This is a genomic window from Enterococcus malodoratus, assembly GCF_027659535.1.
GTDB lineage: Bacteria > Bacillota > Bacilli > Lactobacillales > Enterococcaceae > Enterococcus_A > Enterococcus_A malodoratus.
On the sequence record NZ_JAQDPG010000001.1, the window covers coordinates 634046 to 657653 of the forward strand.

The window sequence follows — 23608 nt, forward strand, 5'->3', positions numbered from 1 at the left end:
TTTAACTACTTAACTTGGTTTCTCACAATAGGAACTGCGAAAAAGTGGAACTGACATCTTATTTTAGTTCCCGCTATGATCTAAACTCTGACAGCCAAAATGTCTTGGTTGCAATCGGTTTGTCCGACACTGATCGTCTCAATCGATGAATACTGTGGTGTATTGGTCACAACGATTGGAACCTGCGTAACATATCCAGCTGCTTGAATTTTTTCTAAATCAAACGTCAAGATAGGCTGGCCTTTTTTGACTGCTTCGTCCGCTTCGACGAATGCCTCAAAATACTTTCCATTTAGTTCAACTGTGTTTAACCCAACATGAATCAAGACTTCTACTCCAGTCTCTGAAACCAATCCGATTGCATGCTTTGTCGGAAAAATTGCGACTACTTTTCCATCGAACGGCGCAACGACTTTCCCTTCAATCGGATCAATAGCAAAACCTTTTCCTAGTGCTTCTGAAGCAAAAGCTTCGTCCTGTACTTCACTCAATGGAATAACTTGTCCTCTAATCGGACTGATCATCAACGTATCTTCTAAAATGACTTCTTTCATTTCTGGAATCTCAGGAATAAGCTCGTCCTTTTCAAATTTGAAACTCAAAATGTAAGTCAATACAGCCGTGGATGCTGCAGAAATCAACAAGGCAATCACGATGTTCCAGAAGAAGCGCATGGTATCATCGCCAATGTAAAGCAGGATCGCTGGTAATCCCGATGAGCCAGTAGCAAACCGATGCGTGTTGGTCAATCCAGCATAGAGACCACCTAATCCTCCTCCGATCATGGCGGAGATCAACGGATATTTTTTAGGTAAGTTCACACCATATAATGTCGGTTCAGTAATCCCCATATAAGCGGTGATTGAACCAGATGTGGCTAATTGGCGCATTTTTTTATCTTTCGTTCTAAAAGCAACAACTGCTGAGGCGGTCGCCTGTGCAATATTTGAACAAACACAGCCTGGTCCAAAAATACTATCGTAGCCAAGTTCCGCCATTTGCATGACTCCCAGCGGAGCAACGCCATTGTGAAGACCGAACATAACCATAATCGGTAAAAATCCGCCAATCAGAACGGCTGGTACCCAGCTGGCATTGACACTCAAGAAAGTAAAGAAACTAGCTAAATAGCCGCCTAGAATCCCACCGATTGGTCCTAAAACTGAGAATGCTAATGTCCCCATAACTAGAAAAGTCAGCATTGGTACGAAAACTAGTTCCACAGATTTCGGGATTACACGATTCAGGAATTTTTCAACATAAGATTGAACAAAAATTACCAAGAGAATCGGAATAACTGACCCAGTATACGTAGCAAGTGTAAATGGAATAATTTCAAAAAATCTGACTGGATCTCCCGCTGTTACTAGCGCTCCCCAGTTTGGATGCATCATCATTGCCGCTACTGATGCGGCTAAAATAGGGTTGCAGCGCAGTTTTTGTGCTTCGGTGAAGGCCAAAATAATTGGTAGGAAGAAGAACACCCCATCGGCAAACATATTCAACAAATAATACGTTTGTGATTCCGGCGAAATCACTTGAAATACCATTAATAAAGCCAGTACAGCTTTTACCATCCCCGCTCCAGACAATGCTGGAATCACTGGTTGAAATGTCCCGGCGACGAAATCAATAATCGCCGTTAAGGGTCCATTTTTCTCTGATTGAACTTGTTTGTTCGGATCAATTTCAAGATTTTTTTCAATTTCTTCAAAAACCTCTTTTACATGTGTCCCAATCACGACTTGATGCACACCCGCGTTAAAAATATATTTCGTCACACCAGTTAAACTTTCTAAACCTTCGATGTCGATTTTCGATTCATCAATGACTTTGAAACGAAGGCGTGTCTGACAATGATAACCCTCAGTAATATTCTTTTTGCCACCTAGCTTTGCAATAATATTATGAGCTAACCCTTCATATTTCTTACTCATGGGATTCTCCTTTCAGTGGAACAAGATGAATTTTTGATCGAACCGGTTAATCAAGACTTGTCTGTAATTGAACTTTATCATGCTTAGATAGCGTTTCCAATAGTTTGGAGTAACCTCAAAACGTATTCCGCTTTTTCTAAAATTTAGCTCTTCATTTGTGGAATACATTTCATGCATACAAAAAAAGAACATTCAACGGTAAGCCGGATAGGCTCAACAATGAATGTTCGTAGTTAAAATTGTTCTGATAGATCTTTAAGCGTGGTTTGTCGTTTATTCGATTCTAAGACTTTAGCATTTGCGATTTTATTTTTCTTATTCACCTCATAATCAAGCGAGTAAATTTTCGCAAAAAGAATATCTAATAAGAATAGAACTGATTCCTGCGTAGCAAAATTCGCAATCTTAGAATAAAGCTTCTCTTTACTTGAAATATTTAATACCACGTCGGAATAATCTCTGAGATAGTTTTTGCCGCCACTAGTAATACTAATGATTGGAACACCAGAACGCTTTAAAAGTTTCACGTTGCTAGTGGGATTTTCATCTGGATTATTTCCTGAGTAAGAGATGATTACAGCGCAATCTTGGTTGGTCAATGAATTAGAAATCAAGCCATTTTCACCTGACTTCGACATAAAGGCCTTTTTTTGGATCGTCAATAAATTTCGTTTGAACAGTTCCCCATAATAAAAGTTTGGACTGGTTCCATAGATGACGACATTATCAGCCTGGTTGATTAGTTCTGCCGCTCGATTCATATCCTCGACCGTAATATGTGAAACCGTGTCTTTGATGCTCTGCATTTTTAGTGTCATCAAATGCTCTACAATTTGCAGCGAGTCGTCTTCCTCAGAAAAAGGGAAATTTGGATCGACATCATCGTAGGCATTCTCATCATAATAGGCGACCTCGTGAGTAAAAGCATACATGAATTCTTTCCAACCAGAATAATCAAAATATTTGGCAAAACGAACCAGCGTCGGTTTAGAGGTAAAGGTCCTTTTGGCAATTTCATCCATACTTAAATCCTGCAGCTGATCGCGATTTTCAAGAATAAATTCGCCAATCGTCCGTCTCGCATCCTTTTGTTTGAATGCTGCCTCTTCAATTCTTTGGAACAAATACATCCCTCATCACCTCTTCATTAGATCTTTTCAGATACTGCCTTCATACCATTAGAAAACATTTGCTGTTCACACTCTTGAATCATGTGATCGTAGTTATCGAGCTTCTTTTCCAAACGATCAACGGTTCCATTGATCAATCTCTGCTTTTCTAATAATTTCTGGTATTCGTCCAGCAAAATCTTTTTACGTGCAACTAAAGTAGAATCTCCTTGCTGATATAACTCAGAATATTTCGCCAAAGAGTCGATGGATAATCCTGAATCTCGCATACATTTAATAAATTCGACCCAGTTCAGATCCTCTTCTTGAAAATCTCTGACTCCAGAATTATTTCTAGTGATTGGCGGAATCAACCCTTGTTTTTCATAGTAGCGGATGGTTGCTGGCGTCATTTCGAATTTTGTTGCAACTTCTGATATGTTCATGAACCCCACTCCTTTTTGCCTTCTTTTGTCCATTCTATCAGGATTTCTGCTAGAGTTAAAGTCGACTTTAACTCAAAAAAGACAAAGCCTTGTCCGCTTTGTCTCTTTGTTATTAAGGTTTTATATCTGTTAACCATTCTTCAACTACATTCGACAGGTTACTTTTATTTGAAGAAGTGATTTCTAATCCTTTACTGATGTTAGCTTGATTAAGCAGGTCTTTGTACCGTGCCATCGATTCATTGATGGGACTACTACCGCTCGTAAAGAAAGGATAGATTTTTTTATTCGACAAATCATTTTCACTAATCCATTTTTCAACTGGTAATGCAGGTTCGCCAAACCAAATCGGTGCTCCAATAAAAATACTGTCATATTCAGAAAAATCGACCTCCTTCGAAATAATCTCAGGCAATTCGTTGTTATTCCTTTGTGATCGGACAACTGCTAAAACATCGTCATAGACCTCAGGATAGGATTCTACCGTTTCAATTCTTAGAAGCTCACCATCCACTTGTTTATGGATCTCTTCAGCTACAGCTTCCGTATTTCCAGTTAATGAATAATATACAATGATTGACTTTACCATGTCGCCATCTCCTTTTGATTTTCTCGATTCTAAACGCACACTTGATTGACTATCTACCTTGGAATCGTCTGAATCAGAATTATTTGACCCGCACGCACTTAACAAAAAAATAAAAAGAACGAACAAAAGCAACTTTTTCATGCTTCCTACCTCCATATCATTTAGTCCAAGCATATAGGTTGAAGTACGCTTTAAGTCAAGCAAATTTAAAAAAGAGCTGTACCAATTGACTTGGCGCAGCTCCTGTTAAGACATTCTATTTTAATTGTGTCCAACCACTTTGTGCGGAATATACGGCTCTTCCAAATACAGAATATCTTCCTCTTTCAGCTTAAAATCGACAGCGTCGACCGCCGTTTCAATATGGCTCATTTTTGTTGCTCCAACGATTGGTGCAACAACTGGATCTTTTTGCAACAACCAGCCTAAAGCGATATTCACTCGATTCGTTTCATATTTATCTGCTAATTCGGCCACTCGATCAATAATAAGTTGATCCTTAGCCGCTGTTTCATCATATTTTGATTTTTGTGCCACATCTGTCGTGCTTCTCTTCGTTGCTTCTGAGCGATCGCGAATTAATCTTCCCGAGGCCATTGGGCTATATGGGGTCAAGGCGATTTTCTCCGACTGACAATAAGGAATCATTTCCCGTTCTTCTTCCCGATAAATCAGATTCAAATGATTCTGCATCGAAATAAATTTCGTCCAGCCATATTTCTCAGCAATGTTATTCGCCTTTTGAAATTGATAAGCATACATCGCTGAAGCACCGATATATCGTGCTTTTCCAGACTTAACCACATCATGCAAAGCCTCCATTGTTTCTTCGATCGGTGTATCATGATCCCAACGATGGATAATATATAAATCAACATAGTCCGTCTGCAGACGTTTCAAACTTTGATCAATCTGCGACATAATCGCTTTTCTTGATAACCCTTGACCATTAGGACCATCGAACATTTTTTGATGAACCTTTGTCGCTAAGACGATCTCGTCTCTTTTAGCATAATCCTTCAATGCTTGTCCAAGAATTTCTTCACTGCGCCCCAAAGAGTAAACATTTGCCGTATCAAAAAAATTGATTCCTAACTCTAAAGCTCTTTTAATCAAAGGCCTGCTGTCTTCTTCTTCCAAAACCCATTTGTGAATCCAGTTTTTCGGATCTCCAAAACTCATTGAACCTAAACAAATTTTCGAAACATCAAGTCCTGTGTTCCCTAGTTTTGCATATTCCATCTACTACACACCTTTCCTAGCTATTATAAGCATACACGTTAAAGTCCACTTTAAGGCAAGGGTTTTAATCAAAAATAAACTGACATAGTTTGTGAGTATTCAAAAAAGGTATTGCATATGCCTTTAATTATCTTTGATAATTATTAAATAGAAGCGATCTTATGAAAACAAAACTTTTTCAACATATGAACCGTTCGATTTATTTTGTGTATATTTATATGAACGTTATAAAAGAGTTTATCTATGGTATATTCGAACTTAACTTCTATTTTCATTTACTTTCGACAGCGTTAAAAATTTGAAAATCATGAGGTAGAAACATGAGATCAGCAATTGGTTTAGGAAATATCCTTGCATTTATCGTCTCTTATAGAAAATGGCACAGCATTCTTTGGGCCCTTTTTCATGGCTTATTTGGTTGGTGGTATGTTTTTTACTATGGATTTTTCTATTGGGGAAAATGAGCATTAAAAAAGCAGCGCGACCTTTACCATCTTTGGTCGCGCTGCATGACTATGTTTTATCTAACCTAAGACAATCCCCGCATCATTAATCGCAGCTTCAACAATCTCCATCACGATCTTACTATGTTCAAGCTGTTTTTTAACAAAAGTCATGTCTTTATTTTCAATTACTTGAGCAAACAATTTGAATTCATCGTACATCCGATGCGGATGGTCTTTGTGATCAAAGGTTTCAATTTCACCGGCAAGCGTCTGTGTACTATAGCTTTCCAGCGTATTTGTTGGTCCATTGACGATGACAGAACCTTCTGTTCCTTGAATAGTCGATCGAATCGTTGCCTCCGAGTCTTTCGCCCCGATACAGACTACCTTCACCTCACCATAATCCAGTATCAGCATACCGGAAGTATCAATCTCCCGTTCAATATTCGCAAAATATTGTACTCGATGAGGTTTTCCCAGCAGCCCTACGACTAAGTGGATGTTGTAAATATTGATATCCATCAATGCACCACCGCCCATTTTAGGATTGAAGGCAGGCAAGATTGTCCCCTCTTTAAAGGCATCATAGCGAGAAGAATATTGCGAGTAATTACATTCAATAATTTTTAGTTTGCCGATTTTTTTGCTGGCCTCTTTGATTCCTTGATAATTGGTTAAATACTGGTTCGTGATGGCCTCTACCAATACCAAATCGTTTTTCAAAGCTAGCTGCTCTAAATCCAGCAATTCCGCATGTTTTAATGTAAAAGGCTTCTCACAAATAACATGTTTGCCTGCTTCTAACGCCTTTTTGGCAAAACCATAATGCAAATGGTTCGGCACTGCGACATAGACAGTATCAAACGCATCGCTCTGCAAACACTCATCAATATCAGTATAAGATTCATCAATCCCATACTCTCCCTGTAATTTTTCAGTCTTTTCCTGACTTCTCTTTGTACCAAGTATAGCTTTCACTTGAATCCCAGGTAAATCCTTGATGATTGGTAAGAACTCTTGCACAATCTTTCCCGATCCTAAAACAGCTAATTTCACTCAGATCCCTCTTTTCTTTCACCGACTATCTAATAATTTGTTGGATACCTTTTTCCAACATCTCGATTTGCAGCAATGTTTCTTCATCTTTGACGGCTTTGGGTTTGCCATTAATTAATGTTTCATAGATATCTTCGTAGACACGGCTGTAATCTCCGATTTCCGAAACAACTTTCTCTTCATGATAAACACCTGCATCATCCATATAAGTCAGCGTACCATAATGTTCAGGCAAATCAATCCCGAAATCCTTGTTTTCTGGCATATAAAACATTTTTAAATGTTCTTCTTGACGATCTTTTGTCTCTTTAACGAAGACGCCTTTCTTTCCATAAACGACAAAACTTGGTCGTTCTTTCAAACGGAAATAACTCGATTTTACGGAAACCTTCATTCGACCATAGAAAAGATCCAAATCAAAGTAGTCATTCATTCGATCATTACCTAATAATTGGCGTACTTCGTAATGGACATCATCCGGTTGTCCGAAGTAAGAAATTACTTGATCCAATGTATGGCAGGCATGACCATAGAGATAACTCGTTCCGATCGAAAATTTCTCGACACTTTCAGGCACCTCTGGCCGATAGTAGTCATAGTGCATTTCTACTTCTAATAGATCTCCCAACACTCCGCTTTCGATTACTTTTTGAACAGTTAAAAAGTCTGAATCATAACGACGATTTTGGTAACATTGAATGAATAAGCCTTTTTCATCTGCCAAGCGGTATAACTCTTTAGCTTCCTCAGACGTTTCTGTAAAAGGTTTTTCAATCAAAACATTTTTCCCGTGTTCTAATGCCTCTTTACCTAGTTTGAAATGCAGCGGACTCGGTGTCGTCACAACTACAAGCTGAATTTCCGGATCACCATAGATTTCATTGATGTCTGAGGTATAATTGGTACCAGGATTTTTCTCCCAAGTAATCTTACCACTAGGTGAATAAATCGTTTTGACCTTAATTTTGTCGGTTAGTTTTGTAGAAATTGGTAAATGATAGCGATTGGTACTTTTTCCGTTTCCGATATAAGCGATTGTTAGCATAAATAAATTCCCCCGTATTTCATTTGATACTCTCATTATAAAAGAACTAGCCGGTTTGAACAGATTATCAAGTAAAACAGGTTATTTTATCCAAACAATCGCATCATCACTCCTAAATCCTGAACATTTATACCAAAATTTCCCGAAAAAAAGTAAAACATTTCTTCTGAAGTGCTCCAAATTAAGTTATCATAGTTGAGATATCAATTTTCACTCGCTGCTTTTAGCAGTAAAACAATCTCCGAAAAAATGATTCCATTAATACAAACTAGAAGGTGATGAAATGCTTTTAATCGACAAATTGCGATTGCAAAAGGATTTAACGAATACAGAAAAACGAATCGCGGACTATATCTTGCGAAATTTAACAACGATCCCTGCGATCAATGTCGCTGATCTCGCGAAAGATACCTACACTTCTCATTCATCAGTAATCCGTTTAGCGAAAAAGATGGGCTATGAAGGGTTCCGTGACTTTCGTGTTGCTGTTTCTGAGGTTGCCCATAGTGAACTCTATCGATCAAATCCAGTTGATGCCAATTTCCCTTTTTTGCCGCAGGATTCGACTAAGGAGATTGCTAAGAAAATTGCCGATTTAACAATCAATACCGTCCAGCGAACTTACGCGCAATTAGATGATACGGTACTTGACGAGACAGCAAATCTACTAGCTAAGGCTGAGCGCATTTTTCTATTTGCTCAAGGTGATTCGCAAATTCGGGCCCGTAGTTTTCAAAACAAATTGGTGAAGATCAATAAATTTTTGATTATTGCAGATGAATACGCGGATGAGGATTGGAACGCCGCAAGTCTTACAAGTAAAGATTGCGCCATTTTTATTACTTATCGCGCGAGGGTTCCGCAATATGAACGAATGCTAAAACATTTTATGAACGAAAATAATCCCTCCATTTTATTGACTGGTAATAGTCGCTCAAACTTGATTCCGCTAGCTACTCAATCACTCGTGTTTACTCAAGAGGAGATGGATTTCTTGAAGGTCAGCACCTTTTCTTCACAAGTTGCTTTTGAATATATTTTGGATACTCTTTTTTCATTACTCTACGCCAAAGAATTCCAGCGTAACCTGGCTGATTTAAAACAGAAAAATGAATGGATTGAAACCGGAATCTTATCGGACAAGCCAATTACAGATTAAAAAAGCTTTTCTATCTTCGAATTGAAGGATAGAAAAGCTTTTTCATTTAGCGGATACTAGCAAAATCATGATTGATGATTTCCAATAGTTCGAATTGATTCTCACTAAAAGCGAACTTCAAAATGCAGCAATTCGCTATTCGACCGTTCAATTCAACAGTACTTACATGTTCCCACTCACGCATAAATTGTCTGCACGAAGCTCCATGAGAAACCATTAGAATATTTTCTCCCGTATCTGCTTGCATCAGCTCAAGAATAGTTTGTGCTACTCGTGCACGAAAATCCTTTTCCATTTCACCGCCAAATGCCTCGAAAAAATCACCATACGGCAACGGCGGATTCAAGTACTCATGTTCCGCTTCCAAATCACCGAAATTCCATTCCTTTAAACCTTTGACTCGTGAATAATTCAAATCAGTTACCAGTTCCAACGTATCACAAGCTCTTTCTGAGGTAGAAGAATAGGCGCTATCTAACACAATTCCATTTTCGACAAAATATTCTTTTGCAATCTTGGCCTGTTTTTTTCCAAGCTCTGTTAAGGGTGAATCACACCAGCCTTGGATTTTTTTCTGTTGATTAAACAATGTCTCCCCGTGTCGCATCAAGTATAACGTTTTCATTTCATCGCTCCTTTTAATTCGTATATAAATGTTATCGTTGCGAAAATAATTTCGCAACGATAACTGCTACTTTAGATAGTTAGATCACTCAGCCATTTAATAACGGCGTCTTTGCTTTCGTCTACTTCATTGCGACTGACAGAATAGCCTTCTTCTATTATCGTCGCCTCGGATTCTTCTTTTTTAATTGAATCAATCGTACTAGAAAAACCGCTGCCTCCATGAGTATTAAATGGAATGATGGTTTTTCCAGCTAAATCCGTGTCATCCAAAAAACTATAAAGAATCATTGGCATGTCCCCCCACCAATTGGGATATCCTAGAAAAATAGTGTCATACTCATCCATATTTGCTACCTGTTCTTTCAATGCTGGACGAGCCTTCTCTTCTTGTTCCTTACTAGCTAAATCAACCAATTCTTCATGATCTGTTGGATAAGGCTTTTCCGGTTCGATTCGAAAAATTTCAGCTCCAACTTGTTCTTGAATCGTTAGGGCAACATATTGTGTATTCCCTAAAACTTTTCCATCAATTACAACTGCACTATTTTCTTCTTCTTCCGTCATATTTTCTGGTTTATCAGTTTCCGGCATCGAAAAATAGACGACTAAGGCTTTCCCGAACTTTTCAGTACCCTCCGCCTTCAATGCTGAACTTGCTGATTCTTTTCCAGTTTCACTTGAATCCTGTGTTTCATTTTCAGTATTGCCGCAAGCGGACAATACTGAAACCGTAAAAATTGTTGCTATTATCCCGAATAGTTTTTTCATTTGTATTCCACCTTCCCAGGTTCACCTTCACCGACGGATTTCATCACTCTTCCTTCAAATCGTTCTTGATCTTTAACTTTTCATTTTCATAATTAACCATATGGGTCTCAAAATTATCTAATTTGTATTTTAAATAGTCACGTGCTTCTTGCAGTGCTTTGATTTTTTCCTCCGCATTATCAAAATGCTCTTGCAAAATTGCTTTTCTAGCGCCTAATGTTTCACCGCCCTCACGCGAAAGACTAGCGTAATCAATCAACCCTTCAACCGATACGCCGGCATTCCTTAGCACCTTGGCAAAATATACCCAATTGAGATCCGTTTCAGAAAAATCACGATAACCATTTTTATCACGAGTAATCGGCGGAATCACACCGATGCGTTCGTAATAGCGTAAGGTATCAGGTGTAAGATCATATTTTTCGCTGACTTCTTTAATATTCATTTCACCCCTTTCTTACTTTGTCTTTCCAAAGCAAAAAACTTGTGTCATCAATCCTTTTTTCTATTGTACTTGTTTTGTCGGACGGATGATAACTTCATTCCATGCCGCATCTGCTGGCAAATCGATTGCCTGCTGAATCGTGGTTGCTACCCGATCAGCGGAAATCCCAAAATTTTCATAGAACTGTTCATAATTTTCCTTTAGTGCTGGGTCGGTCACTGAAGATAGCAGCTCCGTATTAATTGCTCCAGGAGAAACGATGGTCACTCGAATATTCGATCCACTTTGTGCAACTTCTTCTCGTAGTGATTCACTAATGGCCCGGACTGCCCACTTTGTTGCCGAATACACCGCGCCGCCAGCATGTGCATAGTGTCCAGCGACAGATGAAATATTAATGATCTGACCAAATTTTTGCTCATTCATATAAGGAAGCACCGCTCCAACACCGTACAATGTTCCTTTAATATTAATATCGATCATCCTGTCCCAATCCTGAATTCTTTTATCCTTGAGTAGTGAATGGGGCATTATTCCGGCACTATTGATCATGACATCGATCCTGCCGAAAGTAGTGATCGCCAATTTTACAAGACTTTCAACTTGTTGATTATTCGTTACATCGGTCACTTGATAAACGGCTTCACCATTATTTGACTGAATCTGATTCACTATCTCTTTCAAATTTCCTTCGCGGCGCGCGCCTAAAACGAGTTTATTGCCATTTTTTGCTAATAGCTTGGCGCTTGCTTCTCCGATTCCGCTGGAAGCCCCTGCAATAACGATTACTTTACTTTCTGTCATGCTATTCCCCTCCTGATGAATTAAGCATACACCTTGGAGTTCACTTTAAGGCAAGGAGGAATTTTGAATTTTAAACCAGAAATAGTTTTTGAATCAAAAAAAAGGTAAATACTTATCAAAGTATCCACCCTTTGTAATCATTAACTATTCATCATTTTTAATTTACTCATGCTCTTGTATCGTCACCCGATAACTATCGACTACACCGCCCTCAGCGATATTCACTATAACCGTGTCCATCTCTTCACGCTCGATCAGTTTAGGAAGTAAAAAGTTCTCGATCACCTCATCCTCAGTTATTCCTTTAGCAAAAAAATCGACTTGGAAAAATTCATTCTTCAAGACCTCTTTACTGGAATCAAATATATAATCTACAATGACTTGGTCATCCTTTTCACTATCTCTCGCCAGCCAATTTCGCCTCGCTAGGCTTTCTCCAAAGTTCCCCAACATGAAAACTATTTCTTCCTCATCATCCAAGTCCCATTCAAAATCAGGATTATTTTCATCAGAAAGATTTTTTATTTCCGTCAACTGTTCAGCCGATAAAGCGTATTCGGACATTTCATAGTTTTCGGTTTCTGGGGGTTCGGTAATTTTGTACAGCAGATTTCCAAACTCATCTATAATATTGAACTTAATCAATAACTCGTTCTTCAAAGTTACAATCCAAATGATGCGATTTGCTTGATAACTACCATAACTCTGCGGCCTTTTCAAATACTTTATCTTCACTTATTTTCTCCCTGATTCTCATTTTTTACTGATACCATGCATTTCGTGCTAAATAGCATCGCAAAAATGTAAATCGCTTACATTTTTAGTCTCAGTATAAGATAAACTACGCCATCTGCCTAGATACTTTTCAAAAGTTAAAAAGCTACTTATAAAAAAATCGTTTTATTATTACACAAAAGGCTGTAACCTCACTCGAAGGTTACAGCCTTTTTCTCTATTTTGATCTTCCTAAAAAGAAAGAAACGATTAAAACTAGAATGATCGCACCAATAATTGATGGTACTAATGCCATACCAGCTAATGACGGTCCCCAAGAACCTAACAGTGCTTGACCTAAGGCCGAACCAACTAAACCTGCGATGATATTCGCGATCCAGCCCATGCTGTTTCCTTTACCTGTGATAGCTCCGGCGATTGCCCCGATGACTGCTCCTATAATTAATGACCATAATAAACCCATGATAATTTCCTCCTACAATATAATTAGTTTACTCGTGTTTCTTGATTGTCTTCGATCTTCTCTTGTGCCTTATCCGCACCACGACCGATAGCATCTTTCGCTTTATCTGTTTGTTTCGAAGTAAATTCGCCGGTTGTTTTCGCCGCGCTCGTTACTTTATCTTGAACAGTTTCGCTGTCTTCTTCAAATTCGGCTTTAGTTTTGATATCCACCACATGAATATTCACTTCGATCACTTCTAAATGAGTCATCTTGGCTACTTCATCGCGAATCACTTTTCTAATTTGAGCAGCAATTTCTGTAATATCCTGACCGTATTCGATCACAACATCCATATCAACCGCTACCTGTTTTTCCCCCACTTCCGCTTCGATCCCGGAAGTAACATTTTCAGTATTAACCATTTTCTCCGCCAGATTGGAGAAGAAACCGCCGTCTACCGTCAATAATCCATCAATTTTCTCCACTGCTGTACCGATGATCTTTTGAATCACCTTATCTTCATAAAACACATCACCTTGGACTTCTGAAGTGTTGTCGCTATGAATAGAACCCGAATTATTCAGGTCTACTTGTCCTGAGACTGCTGTCTTTTCATCTACATTTTTGTTTTCGTAATTGTTTTCCATTATAAAGTCCTCCTATATTAATCTTCATGAAATACTGTTGATTACAAGATATAAAATAACCTGTACTTATTCTCTAGAGAAATAATCAATTTATTTTCCATTCATGTTTACATTAAATAGCATAACTTATTTTATTTTGTATGAACAATAATCTGCTTATAGCGTCACAATCCATCATTAACTATTCCGATTTTTGCTTAAAAATATTGAAAGAAACATTCATAGAGAAAACGCCTCAAAGTTAAATTTCCCGAGAGTCTTTCAATTACGATTAAAATAACAGATATCAAGGATTCCATTTTCAATCACACCGCTATTACATGTTTTTTTCTTCTATTATAAATGGAAGAAAATCAGCAGCCATTCTAATAGACAAACAAAAAAACACCTGAGATAGATTCATTTTAACCATGAATCTATCTCAAGTGCTATTCTATGCCTATAACTGAGAGTGCTAAAAACTAGTCTTCTTTTTTGTTTCTAGCAAGCCCAAATAGTCCGGCAATTCCTACAATTAATGCACCTAGTAACCCAAAGTGATTTTCTTTTTCACCAGTTTGCGGATAAACCTTTTCCGAGGTCTTCGCAACCTGTTCTGAGCCCACTTTGCTGATTGTCATTTCTTTTGCAGAAACATCGTTAGTATTATTCTGAGTATTACTTTCAACGTTAGTGCCTTGCAATTGATGGGGCTGATCATTAGGAGTTAGAATTGATGTCTTGTGACTATTTGTTGCCGTAGCTGGATGTTTAGCAGAAATAATTTTTATAACACCTGGAACAACTGAAATATCGAAGTTCTTAGATAATTCAGTTAAACTGAATTCTTTTCCATTAATTATATAAGTTCCTGTTTTTGGTCCAACAGACTTAATACCCATTTTTTCAAGCATTTGATTCAACAATGGATTATCAACTGTGTATTTGACTGGTACTTTTTTACCATCTTCTACATGTTCGAAAGTATCAAATTTCACAGAAGCTTTCGCTTTGTCGATTACCAATGATCCATCTTTCACCGTCACTTTGTAGTTTTTATTTTCTCCTGCAGTTACTTTAATGGCATAGGTTCCAGCATCTTTATCCTGACTGATGTCAGAGAAACTGTAATTGACTTGATCTCCCTTAACAAATCCAGTAAGTACAGGGTTCAATTCTTTATTGTACGACTGTCCATCATAAGTTTTGCGGACATTTGGACCATCAATCGTAGCTGTTGCAGGAGTAATAATTAATTGGCCCTTATGAACAGTTACATCATAGTTCTTATTTTCTCCAAGAGTCGCATTTACTTCGTACGTCCCCGCATCTTTGTCTTGGGTCAAATCTTCTACATTGTAATTCAAACTATCACCGGCAATTACTCCCGTAATACTTGGGGTAACTGGATTGGTGTACCCTTTGCCATCGTAAACTTTTGTTAGATCACTTGGAACAGTTAGATCAGCCTTTGCTTTATCTATTACTAAAGTACCGTCTTTCACCGTTACTGTATAGTTTTTATTATCGCCTGCAGTGACCTTAATCGCGTAGGTTCCAGCATCCTTGTTCTGACTGATATCTGAGAAGCTGTAGTTGATTTTTTCTCCATTGACAACACCTGTCAATGCTGGAGTCAATTCTTCATTATATGCTTGACCATCATAAGTTTTATGGATATGCGGACCTTCGATGGTTACTGTAGCCGGAGTAATAACTAATTGCCCCTTGTGAACAATCACATTATAGTTCTTGTTTTCACCGATCGATGCATTTACTTCGTAAGTCCCGACATTTTTATCCTGGCTTAAATCTTCAACAGTATAATTCAGAGTGTCACCGGCAACTACACCAGTGATGCTTGGAGTAATTGATGTGGTATATCCTTTGCCGTCGTAAACTTTTGTTAGATTACTTGGAACGGTTAAATCAGCTTTCGCTTTATCAATTACCAATGATCCGTCTTTCACCGCTACTGTATAATTTTTATTATCTCCCGCAGTGACTTTAATGGCATAGGTTCCAGCATCTTTATCCTGACTAATGTCGGAGAAACTGTAGTTGACTTGGTCTCCTGCAATGATTCCAGTGAGTGTAGGAGTCAATTTTTCTTTATACGCTTGGCCATCATAAGTTTTATGGATATGTGGACCTTCGATGGTTACTGTAGCTGGAGTAATAACTAATTGCCCCTTATGGACAGTCACATCATAGTTCTTGTTTTCACCAATCGATGCATTTACTTCATATGTGCCAACATTTTTATCTTGGCTTAAATCCTGAACCGTATAGTTCAAGCTGTCACCAGCAATTACGCCTGTAATACTTGGAGTAATCGGCGTAGTATATCCGTTACCATCGTAAGTTTTTGTTAGATTGTCTGGAACGGTTAAATCAGCTTTTGCTTTATCAATTACTAATGACCCATCTTTCACTGTTACTGCATAATTTTTGTTATCGCCTGCAGTGACCTTGATCGCGTAGGTCCCAGCATCCTTATCCTGACTGATATCTGAGAAACTATAATTGATTTTATCACCATTGAGAACACCTGTTAACGCTGGAGTCAATTCTTCTTTATACGCTTGACCATCATAAGTTTTATGGACATCTGGACCTTCAATCGTAGCTGTTGCAGGAGTAATAACTAATTGCCCCCTATGAACAGTCACATCATAGTTCTTGTTTTCTCCAAGTGTTGCATTTACATCATATGTTCCAGCTTCTTTATCCTGGCTTAAATCTTCAACAGCATAATTCAGGGTATCGCCAGCAACTAAACCAGTAATACTTGGAGTAATCGGCGTAGTATATCCTTTGCCGTCGTAAACTTTTGTTAGATTACTTGGAACGGTTAAATCAGCTTTTGCTTTATCAATTACTAATACCCCATCTTTCACTGTTACTGCATAGTTTTTGTTATCGCCTGCAGTGACCTTAATTGCATAGGTTCCAGCATCCTTATCTTGACTGATATCTGAGAAGCTGTAGTTGATTTTTTCTCCATTGATTACACCCGCTAATACTGGAGTCAATTCTTCTTTATACGCTTGACCATCATAAGTTTTATGGATATGCGGACCTTCGATGGTTACTGTGGCTGGAGTAATAGATAACTGCCCCTTATGAACAGATACTTCATAATTTTTATTTTCACCAAGTGATGCATTTACTTCGTATGTCCCAACATTTTTATCTTGGCTTAGATCCTGGACCGTATAGTTCAAACTATCTCCGGCAACTACACCAGTGATACTTGGAGTAATTGGCGTAGTATACCCGTTACCGTCGTAAACTTTTGTTAGATTGTTTGGAACGGTTAGTTCAGCTTTTGCTTTATCGATTACTAATGTGCCGTCTTTCACCGGTATTGTATAGTTTTTGTTGTCTCCCACCGTGACCTTAATAGCGTAGGTTCCGGCATCTTTATCTTTGCTGATGTCAGAGAAGCTATAATCGACTTTATCTCCGGCAACGACGCCTGTTAATGTAGGTGTTAAGTCTTCTTTGTATTTTGAGGAACTGTAATCGTAATTGTTACTGCTTTACTAACTTGATTATCGTTACTATGGACAGTAAAATTGCTAGTAGGCGACACGTTTAACGAGTTTAAATCATTGGCGGATACATAAACTACCGAAGGATTCCACCAAACGGCCCCTTGGTTAGGAGCTGAAGTCGCTAAGGTAACTGCAAATGGTGAGCCAATTCCCTCAGTCAAATCACCAACTTTATTTTTAAAAGCAACTGTAGGTGCCGTTGTTACTGCAACATCATTCGTTGTCAGTTTCCCAACAAAATAAAATGAATTCCCCAAAATACTGAAGCCAGATTTACTTGTGCTAAACATACTAGGATCAACCGTGATCACAACGTTCGAACCAATGCCAGACTGCGTAATTTTGTAATAGCTATTGTCATATTGAACCGCTATTTTATTAAATTTTTCAGTTGCTGCAGTGTCCAGTTGATATCCTTTGGGAACCGGAATAGTATAAACAATACTTTCATAGGTGCTTGCATTCAAATGGCTTGATGAAAAATTGCCTGAATTATTGGCAACTTTAGATACGAAATTTTCGCCTACTTTTACTGGAACGCTTTGTCCAGTAGTATCATTCGTAGCTTCGTATGTAACATTTTGATCGTATAATCCGTAAGTAATTGCCGCAGAAAGTGTTTGTGCCACCTTATTGTTAAGTGTAAGTGTTACGTCTCCTGTAACTGTTTTATTGAAAATCTGTAGTGTATTCACTAATACATTCAGATTGAACACACCATTAATCCCCGATTGAGTAGCTGTATAAGTAATACTGCTGCCATCACCTGCAAGTGATTTAGTAAAGCCATTAACCTCTGGTCCATCTGAAAGACGGAAGAAATTAGGAACGGTTACCTTTAATACATCATTTTTATTAATATTAGAAAAGGTCACAGCGATTGTGTTGCTACTTGAGGTACCTTCCTTTGGTTGTGAATCTGCGTCATATTTTCCGGCATAACTCGTTTGTCCGTTAAATGTGATGCTATTTCTTTGATCTTTAGTATCAATGGAATCCAAGCTGCTTAATAATTCATTAGTCACAGCTTTTTCTTTTGTGGACTGAACAAGTTTCGTTTCATTGTTCGATGTGAAGGCCGAGTCTGCCTGTTTTGTCTCTCCAACTGTTTTAGAACTTTCATTCGAAGAATCCAATGAAGCTGCTGATTTTTCCTGTTGTACCGGAGTTGTTTCAGTTGCCGGATTTTGATCTGGTCGAGTTGTTGAATCTGCAACACTGTTTTGATCCGTTGTCTTTGTAGCATTTGCATCATTTTTAACAGTTGAATCATTAATAACTTGTGATATATTATCATTTTGCTTCTCTACCGCTTGAGACGAATTATCCTTGTCTTGAGAAGTTATTTGACTCGTTTTATTTTGATCATCTGCCTGTGGTTGAACAGTCGTGTGAATGGTACTACTATCTAAATTATTATTATCAGCTGTATTTGTTGTCGAATTCACTAATTCTGGTTGCACTACAGGGGTGGTCGTGTTCGAGCTAGATCCCTCCGTTGACTCTGCGGGAACCTGTTCTGAACTCTGTTTCTGCTCTTGACTAGTTCCATCCCTGGCATTATCCACCGGTTGTGCCAACGAATCGCTCTTTTGCTTTTCACTTATCGTTACTTCATCTGCGTGGACTTCTTGTGTGGTTATCTGGGTAGAAAAAATGATCCCGCTTGTCACTGAGATCCCTATAACGATCCATCTTTTCTTACGTTTCCTCATTTTATAGTGTACTTTAACATCCATCTATGTCACCCCTTCATGCATAGTATTTCGTTTGAACATTATTATACATTTTTTATATTTTATTAATATAATAACGTTTCGTCAGGAAATCCTTTATACTTCATTATTTCCGGTTATTTTGAATAAACATTTTCCACTTATATATCACTTGTTATATAAAATATTTGTTTCATAATCAAAAATAATAGACTAATATTTATGCATTATTAAATAAAATTATTGGGATACCTGACTCACATTCTATCCTTTTTTATTTGACGATAAATCTTATCACCTGATATTAATTCTAATTTACGTTTTTTCCCTACCATTCCTCATTTTTTTATAGTTTGAAGAATTAACGATTCTTTTCATTGGAACATGGCAATTATTTAATTTTCTCATTTTCTTCAATTTTTGATTTTTATCTATTGAAAGTGCTCTCTATGTTGTTGTTTTTAATTTCAACGAGGAATATAAATAACGATAATTTTCGATTATTGTTGATGATTACAAAATGAACGTCCCTCCTAGAGAAGGATGAGGCTTTCTTAAACTACATATGCATTCTTTATAAAATTTAACGCTGCATCATTGAACTAAAAAAAAGAGCCGTTATTACACGACTCTTCTTTCATAATTATTCAATTTTTTTATTATCCGCGTTTCAAACGACCAAATAGATTGAAAACAATCGTCCAAACAACTGCGCCAATTGCTGGATAAAGCGAAGTTTTATTAAAGAATAAACTAATAAAGATCGCTGCGAAAAAGCATAATGTCGCTGGACTTGTCACTCGATAAAAAGGCATCTTAAATCCGTCAGCCAAATAATCTTGTGAGGTTTTATATTTTCGATGTGAATAAACAGCCATTGCATAAACGATAATGTACATATCACTCGAAACAGATGTCACAAAGATGAAGGCACTTCCAATCTGAGGTATCAATGTAAGCAATGGCCCAATTAGCATCAAGGCTGCTGATGCCAATATCCCCCTTGCCGGCACACCGGTTTTAGAAATCTTATCAAAGCTTCTGAAAAAAGGCGCGCGTGCTTCAGATGATAATTGATAAAAATGACGCCCCGCTGAAAAAATTGCGCTATTTAGAGCGGAGGCCGCCGAAGTAAGTACAACGAAATTTATTATTGTAGCTGCTGCTGACAAACCTGCCAAAGAAAAGACTTGAACAAATGGACTTTCTGTTGGATCAATCGTTTGCCAAGGTGTAATGCTCATAATGATTACCATCGCGCCAATATAAAAGATCAAGATTCGATAAATAGTTTCATTAACGGCTTTTTTCAGTACTTCACGCGGATTTTTAGTTTCACCGATCGTGATACTGATAAATTCCATTCCTTGAAAAGCAAAGAACACTAGCGGAAACGAAGCGACAAATGTCTTCACACCATGAGGGAACATTTCAAATCCATGGAAAATATTCCCGAAGCTGGCGATATTTCCATCTGGTGATTTAAAACCCGTCATGACTAAAATGATTCCTGTGATAATCATCGATAGGATTGCAACAATCTTAATCATCGCAAACCAGAATTCCGTTTCAGCGAAGATTCGCGCAGCGATCAGATTCAAAGACGTCAATAGAACTAGAAAAACAAGTTCGATTAAACTAGCATTCAGATTAGGAAACCAGAACTTTATATAGGTAGCGATCGCGGTTAGTTCCGCCATTGCCAAAAAAACTAAACCAATCCAATAACTCCAGCCCGCAAAATTCCCTGCACGTTCACCTAAATATTTAGTTATAAACACAACAAATGTATGCTGATCAGGATCCGCATAGAGCATTTCTCCGATTGCCCGCATCATCAAAAAGAAAAAACCGCCGATGATCAAATAAACTAAAATGATTGAAGTTCCAGCTTTACTAATCGAATTTCCAGATCCTAAAAACAGGCCTGTCCCAATCGTTCCACCTATTGCTATCATTTGAACGTGACGATTTGATAATGTTCGTTTTGTTCCATCCTTATTCACTTCTTGGTTGGACATAATAAATCACTCCTTTCAACCCTTAGAAAATTATATCCGCCAATTTTGGCCTAAACCAATTCTAGACAACTTTAAAAATACGATGATAAAATCTTTTTCTCGATTAATTTTTATACAGCATATTTTCAATCTAAATAATTTATATACCTGTCTTTTTGATTTCGCAATTAATAAAACTCGGAAAAACGTGTCTGATTATTTTTAGTTAAAAAATTTTTATTCAATGAGAAAAAATCAAATAATTCTTTTTTTGGTATATTAGACCATTTTTCGTTGTTTAAACTACGTACTAATACAAAAAAGGTCTCGCATTGTTTAAAAACAATGCGAGACCTTTAGAATATAAAAATTGCTACAACGCCTTCACCGTATCCACAACACTTTCATGTTCCACATTAGTCACATCAAAATGCAGTATTTTAAACGTTGTTTCTAAAATAAAACTGATACCGAAAACTGAAATAACTGTTCCAATACCGATTTTTGCGCCTAATAGCCAGCCAATCAGCAGAACAGTCCCTTCAATTACTCCGCGAACGATACCGATTGGTACATTAGGCATCCGTTTGCCTAAAGCAACCATTAAAGCATCGCGTGGTCCACATCCCAGTGATGCACCAATATAGAAGTAACTTCCGACACAGATAGATACCTGGCCTAATAAAAGCAGCACAACGCCGGAGAAAAAATTAGTCATCTGCGGAATAATATTAGCTGCTTGAATCATATCTACAAAGGTTCCAATCAAGATCGTATTGAGAATTGTCCCAAAACCAATTTTTTCCTTCAAAGCCACGTCCACGACTAAAATGACCAAGCCACTAATGATCAAAATATTTCCGTACGTTTGATTGGTCAGATCCGCGATTCCAATACTAAACGCCTCCCAGGAAGCCAACCCAATATTTGCTTGAATAGTTAAAAAAGAGCCCAAAGCAAATAGAAACAATCCAAATACCAACTTAATAAGCCGAACACTATACCCTTTCATTTAACCCCTTCTTTCTATTCTCGATACATCAACATTAAGATTTTCGTTTCTTCATCTGACGTATTTGCATACTTATGATTACAATTGGCCAAAAATTGAATGGCCTCGCCTTCTTGCAGTTCAAAGCTTTTTTCACCAACTTGAATATTCAATAACCCTTGTGTACAAATGATATACTCCCTGATTCCCGCCTCATGATATTCCGACATCCGTTCTGAATGAGGAGCGATCACATGTCGAAGAATTTCGAATTTTTTATCGAGATCAAACTCAAACAAATTGTACGTATCGAAACCTTCTGAGGTCGAATAATGCTTCGTCGAATCATTTTTAATCACAGAAACTTTTGGCGTTTCAACATATGTTAACTGCGCCAAAGGAATATTGATTCCCGTACAGATTTTTTCCAACATCGAGATTGTAGGACTTTTAGTGCACCGTTCAATCTCACTCAACATACTTTTACTCACACCCGATAATCGCGCTAGATCATCTAAGGTTAAATTTCTTTCCTGCCGAATACGTTTAATGTTTCGACTAATCATTTCATTGGCTGAAATCATACAAACCTCCAAATTACTATCTTGGATAAAATCCACTATAGTGTAAAGCTACTGGAATTATTTAGACTTGTCAATAGAAAGAAAAAATAAAGCAGCATTTCTTCCTAAAAAAGAAATGCTGCTTTAGTCAGAACCTACCATCAATTGATAAACTTTCAATTTTTCAAGGAGAGATTCGCTTGTTTTGCCCAATCTGAATTTTTCATTATAGCGCGGCCAACACCAATCATATCCGCTTTTTCTTCACACAATAATTCTTCTGCTACAGCAGCATCCGTGATCCCACCTGTCAGTAGAACAGGAATTTCAACATTTTGTTTAATTGCTCTTGATAAGTCACTAAAGTACCCTTGCTCGTTTGTAGTTGGGTTGGTATAAAAATTGAACCCACCTGAAATATCCAATAAACAAATTCCGGCTTTTTCAAATTCTTTTGACGCGATGACACTGTCCTCGATCGTTGTACCACCATCCAAATAGTCACTTGCGCCCAAACGTAAGGCGATAGGAAATTCTGATCCAACGTTTGCTTGAATAGCTTGAATGATTTCCAAATGCAGTTGAATTCTTCCCTCAATAGAATTTCCGTGATAGTTATCCTGTCGTTTGTTCGTCAAAGGAGAATAAAATTGATTCAATAAGTATCCGTGTGCTGAATGGATTTCCACCCCATCAAAGCCAGCTTGTTTCGCTCTTAGCGCGGCAACAGCAAAATCGGCAATAACTTTCTCAATCTCTTTCTGGGTCATTTCATGCGGTAAATTTTTATTTCTTGTCGTCTTAGGCAACTCAACCGAACTTGCGCTGAGCGGGTCAAAGCCCGTAATTTCCTTTTTTGCCAAACCACCCGCATGGTTAATTTGCGCAAATACTTTTGTTCGATTTTGATGGATAGATGAAACTAATTTTTCGAGTCCAAGTACGTCACTGTCTTTAGCAATCGACAACTGTCCCTTACTTGCTTTGCCCTCTTGACTAACAAAACTGTGTTCTGTAATAATCAAGCCGATATAGCCGCCGTTCGATTTTTCGGCATAGTATTCACAGATCTCGTCGCTTACTTCTCCGCCTTTTTTGGACTTTGATGTTGCCATCGGAGGCATAACTAATCGATTGGGCACTGCTAAGCTTCCGATTTTGATGGGTGATGTTAATAAACTCATATTCAAACCTCCTTTTCCATTTCTTGATAGAGCCGTCCATTTCTACATACCTAAGTCTATCAGTTTAACCCTAATCCTAATAGTTCCGTTTAAAAAGTTGATGCCTATTTTCAAAT

Annotated in this window: 22 protein-coding genes; 2 read left to right on the plus strand and 20 right to left on the minus strand. The window is 37.8% G+C overall.

Going from position 1 to position 23608, the window contains the following annotated elements; translation table 11 throughout:
- Positions 1 to 80 precede the first annotated feature (80 nt).
- The 5 genes from PGP85_RS03100 to PGP85_RS03120 form a co-directional block, all read right to left on the minus strand.
- Complete coding sequence (locus PGP85_RS03100) at positions 81 to 1937, minus strand: beta-glucoside-specific PTS transporter subunit IIABC (RefSeq protein WP_270326071.1); 1857 nt, start codon at positions 1935 to 1937, stop codon at positions 81 to 83.
- A 233-nt stretch (positions 1938 to 2170) separates the two neighbouring features.
- A complete protein-coding gene (locus PGP85_RS03105; protein ID WP_270326072.1) occupies positions 2171 to 3067 on the minus strand; it encodes a MurR/RpiR family transcriptional regulator in 897 nt (298 codons plus the stop codon).
- Between the two features lie 17 nt (positions 3068 to 3084).
- The gene (locus PGP85_RS03110) at positions 3085 to 3492 is read right to left on the minus strand and encodes a MerR family transcriptional regulator (RefSeq protein WP_270326074.1); all 408 of its coding nucleotides are present in this window, start codon (positions 3490 to 3492) and stop codon (positions 3085 to 3087) included.
- 112 nt (positions 3493 to 3604) lie between these two features.
- Positions 3605 to 4222, minus strand: a complete 618-nt coding sequence (locus PGP85_RS03115; RefSeq protein ID WP_270326075.1) for a flavodoxin family protein — start codon at positions 4220 to 4222, stop codon at positions 3605 to 3607.
- Between the two features lie 120 nt (positions 4223 to 4342).
- A complete protein-coding gene (locus PGP85_RS03120) occupies positions 4343 to 5323 on the minus strand; it encodes an aldo/keto reductase (protein WP_270326077.1) in 981 nt (326 codons plus the stop codon).
- A 320-nt stretch (positions 5324 to 5643) separates the two neighbouring features.
- Between PGP85_RS03120 and PGP85_RS03125 the strand changes: the two genes are divergently transcribed.
- On the plus strand, positions 5644 to 5787 hold the full coding sequence (locus PGP85_RS03125; RefSeq protein WP_270326078.1) for a hypothetical protein: 144 nt from the start codon (positions 5644 to 5646) through the stop codon (positions 5785 to 5787).
- Positions 5788 to 5847: 60 nt separating this feature from the next.
- Here the strand turns inward: PGP85_RS03125 and PGP85_RS03130 are convergent, their stop codons facing one another.
- Complete coding sequence (locus PGP85_RS03130; protein WP_270326079.1) at positions 5848 to 6825, minus strand: Gfo/Idh/MocA family protein; 978 nt, start codon at positions 6823 to 6825, stop codon at positions 5848 to 5850.
- A 25-nt stretch (positions 6826 to 6850) separates the two neighbouring features.
- Positions 6851 to 7870 (minus strand): Gfo/Idh/MocA family oxidoreductase, encoded by a 1020-nt coding sequence (locus PGP85_RS03135; protein ID WP_270326081.1) that lies wholly within the window; start codon positions 7868 to 7870, stop codon positions 6851 to 6853.
- A 283-nt stretch (positions 7871 to 8153) separates the two neighbouring features.
- Between PGP85_RS03135 and PGP85_RS03140 the strand changes: the two genes are divergently transcribed.
- Complete coding sequence (locus PGP85_RS03140; RefSeq protein WP_270326082.1) at positions 8154 to 9029, plus strand: MurR/RpiR family transcriptional regulator; 876 nt, start codon at positions 8154 to 8156, stop codon at positions 9027 to 9029.
- A gap of 46 nt (positions 9030 to 9075) precedes the next feature.
- Here the strand turns inward: PGP85_RS03140 and PGP85_RS03145 are convergent, their stop codons facing one another.
- From PGP85_RS03145 to PGP85_RS03210, 13 genes are all read right to left on the minus strand, one after another.
- Positions 9076 to 9654 (minus strand): histidine phosphatase family protein, encoded by a 579-nt coding sequence (locus PGP85_RS03145; RefSeq protein WP_270326083.1) that lies wholly within the window; start codon positions 9652 to 9654, stop codon positions 9076 to 9078.
- Between the two features lie 71 nt (positions 9655 to 9725).
- The gene (locus tag PGP85_RS03150; RefSeq protein ID WP_270326084.1) at positions 9726 to 10424 is read right to left on the minus strand and encodes a flavodoxin; all 699 of its coding nucleotides are present in this window, start codon (positions 10422 to 10424) and stop codon (positions 9726 to 9728) included.
- Between the two features lie 43 nt (positions 10425 to 10467).
- The gene (locus tag PGP85_RS03155; RefSeq protein WP_251867794.1) at positions 10468 to 10869 is read right to left on the minus strand and encodes a MerR family transcriptional regulator; all 402 of its coding nucleotides are present in this window, start codon (positions 10867 to 10869) and stop codon (positions 10468 to 10470) included.
- Positions 10870 to 10929: 60 nt separating this feature from the next.
- A complete protein-coding gene (locus PGP85_RS03160) occupies positions 10930 to 11673 on the minus strand; it encodes an SDR family oxidoreductase (protein WP_270326086.1) in 744 nt (247 codons plus the stop codon).
- Positions 11674 to 11835: 162 nt separating this feature from the next.
- A complete protein-coding gene (locus tag PGP85_RS03165; protein ID WP_270326087.1) occupies positions 11836 to 12408 on the minus strand; it encodes a hypothetical protein in 573 nt (190 codons plus the stop codon).
- A gap of 217 nt (positions 12409 to 12625) precedes the next feature.
- Entirely contained in the window at positions 12626 to 12871 is a 246-nt protein-coding gene (locus tag PGP85_RS03170) for a GlsB/YeaQ/YmgE family stress response membrane protein (RefSeq protein ID WP_251867796.1), read from the minus strand.
- Positions 12872 to 12894: 23 nt separating this feature from the next.
- A complete protein-coding gene (locus PGP85_RS03175; protein ID WP_270326088.1) occupies positions 12895 to 13500 on the minus strand; it encodes an Asp23/Gls24 family envelope stress response protein in 606 nt (201 codons plus the stop codon).
- Between the two features lie 461 nt (positions 13501 to 13961).
- Positions 13962 to 16874, minus strand: coding sequence for an MBG domain-containing protein (locus PGP85_RS03185; protein WP_333490238.1), 2913 nt, complete (start codon positions 16872 to 16874; stop codon positions 13962 to 13964).
- Positions 16875 to 16975: 101 nt separating this feature from the next.
- Entirely contained in the window at positions 16976 to 18778 is a 1803-nt protein-coding gene (locus PGP85_RS03190; protein ID WP_270326089.1) for a KxYKxGKxW signal peptide domain-containing protein, read from the minus strand.
- Between the two features lie 635 nt (positions 18779 to 19413).
- The gene (locus PGP85_RS03195; RefSeq protein WP_270326090.1) at positions 19414 to 20775 is read right to left on the minus strand and encodes an amino acid permease; all 1362 of its coding nucleotides are present in this window, start codon (positions 20773 to 20775) and stop codon (positions 19414 to 19416) included.
- 352 nt (positions 20776 to 21127) lie between these two features.
- A complete protein-coding gene (locus tag PGP85_RS03200; protein WP_090405745.1) occupies positions 21128 to 21766 on the minus strand; it encodes a YczE/YyaS/YitT family protein in 639 nt (212 codons plus the stop codon).
- A 14-nt stretch (positions 21767 to 21780) separates the two neighbouring features.
- Positions 21781 to 22329, minus strand: a complete 549-nt coding sequence (locus tag PGP85_RS03205; RefSeq protein WP_270326091.1) for a helix-turn-helix domain-containing protein — start codon at positions 22327 to 22329, stop codon at positions 21781 to 21783.
- Positions 22330 to 22484: 155 nt separating this feature from the next.
- A complete protein-coding gene (locus tag PGP85_RS03210) occupies positions 22485 to 23492 on the minus strand; it encodes an NADH:flavin oxidoreductase (protein ID WP_270326092.1) in 1008 nt (335 codons plus the stop codon).
- Positions 23493 to 23608: the final 116 nt, after the last annotated feature.

Coding starts and splice junctions, on each gene's coding strand:
- PGP85_RS03100 (WP_270326071.1), bottom strand. CDS start 1,937: ATGAGTAAGAAATATGAAGGGTTAGCTCATAATATTATTGCAAAGCTA.
- PGP85_RS03105 (WP_270326072.1), bottom strand. CDS start 3,067: ATGTATTTGTTCCAAAGAATTGAAGAGGCAGCATTCAAACAAAAGGAT.
- PGP85_RS03110 (WP_270326074.1), bottom strand. CDS start 3,492: ATGAACATATCAGAAGTTGCAACAAAATTCGAAATGACGCCAGCAACC.
- PGP85_RS03115 (WP_270326075.1), bottom strand. CDS start 4,222: ATGAAAAAGTTGCTTTTGTTCGTTCTTTTTATTTTTTTGTTAAGTGCG.
- PGP85_RS03120 (WP_270326077.1), bottom strand. CDS start 5,323: ATGGAATATGCAAAACTAGGGAACACAGGACTTGATGTTTCGAAAATT.
- PGP85_RS03125 (WP_270326078.1), top strand. CDS start 5,644: ATGAGATCAGCAATTGGTTTAGGAAATATCCTTGCATTTATCGTCTCT.
- PGP85_RS03135 (WP_270326081.1), bottom strand. CDS start 7,870: ATGCTAACAATCGCTTATATCGGAAACGGAAAAAGTACCAATCGCTAT.
- PGP85_RS03140 (WP_270326082.1), top strand. CDS start 8,154: ATGCTTTTAATCGACAAATTGCGATTGCAAAAGGATTTAACGAATACA.
- PGP85_RS03145 (WP_270326083.1), bottom strand. CDS start 9,654: ATGAAAACGTTATACTTGATGCGACACGGGGAGACATTGTTTAATCAA.
- PGP85_RS03150 (WP_270326084.1), bottom strand. CDS start 10,424: ATGAAAAAACTATTCGGGATAATAGCAACAATTTTTACGGTTTCAGTA.
- PGP85_RS03155 (WP_251867794.1), bottom strand. CDS start 10,869: ATGAATATTAAAGAAGTCAGCGAAAAATATGATCTTACACCTGATACC.
- PGP85_RS03160 (WP_270326086.1), bottom strand. CDS start 11,673: ATGACAGAAAGTAAAGTAATCGTTATTGCAGGGGCTTCCAGCGGAATC.
- PGP85_RS03170 (WP_251867796.1), bottom strand. CDS start 12,871: ATGGGTTTATTATGGTCATTAATTATAGGAGCAGTCATCGGGGCAATC.
- PGP85_RS03175 (WP_270326088.1), bottom strand. CDS start 13,500: ATGGAAAACAATTACGAAAACAAAAATGTAGATGAAAAGACAGCAGTC.
- PGP85_RS03190 (WP_270326089.1), bottom strand. CDS start 18,778: ATGGATGTTAAAGTACACTATAAAATGAGGAAACGTAAGAAAAGATGG.
- PGP85_RS03195 (WP_270326090.1), bottom strand. CDS start 20,775: ATGTCCAACCAAGAAGTGAATAAGGATGGAACAAAACGAACATTATCA.
- PGP85_RS03200 (WP_090405745.1), bottom strand. CDS start 21,766: ATGAAAGGGTATAGTGTTCGGCTTATTAAGTTGGTATTTGGATTGTTT.
- PGP85_RS03205 (WP_270326091.1), bottom strand. CDS start 22,329: ATGATTTCAGCCAATGAAATGATTAGTCGAAACATTAAACGTATTCGG.
- PGP85_RS03210 (WP_270326092.1), bottom strand. CDS start 23,492: ATGAGTTTATTAACATCACCCATCAAAATCGGAAGCTTAGCAGTGCCC.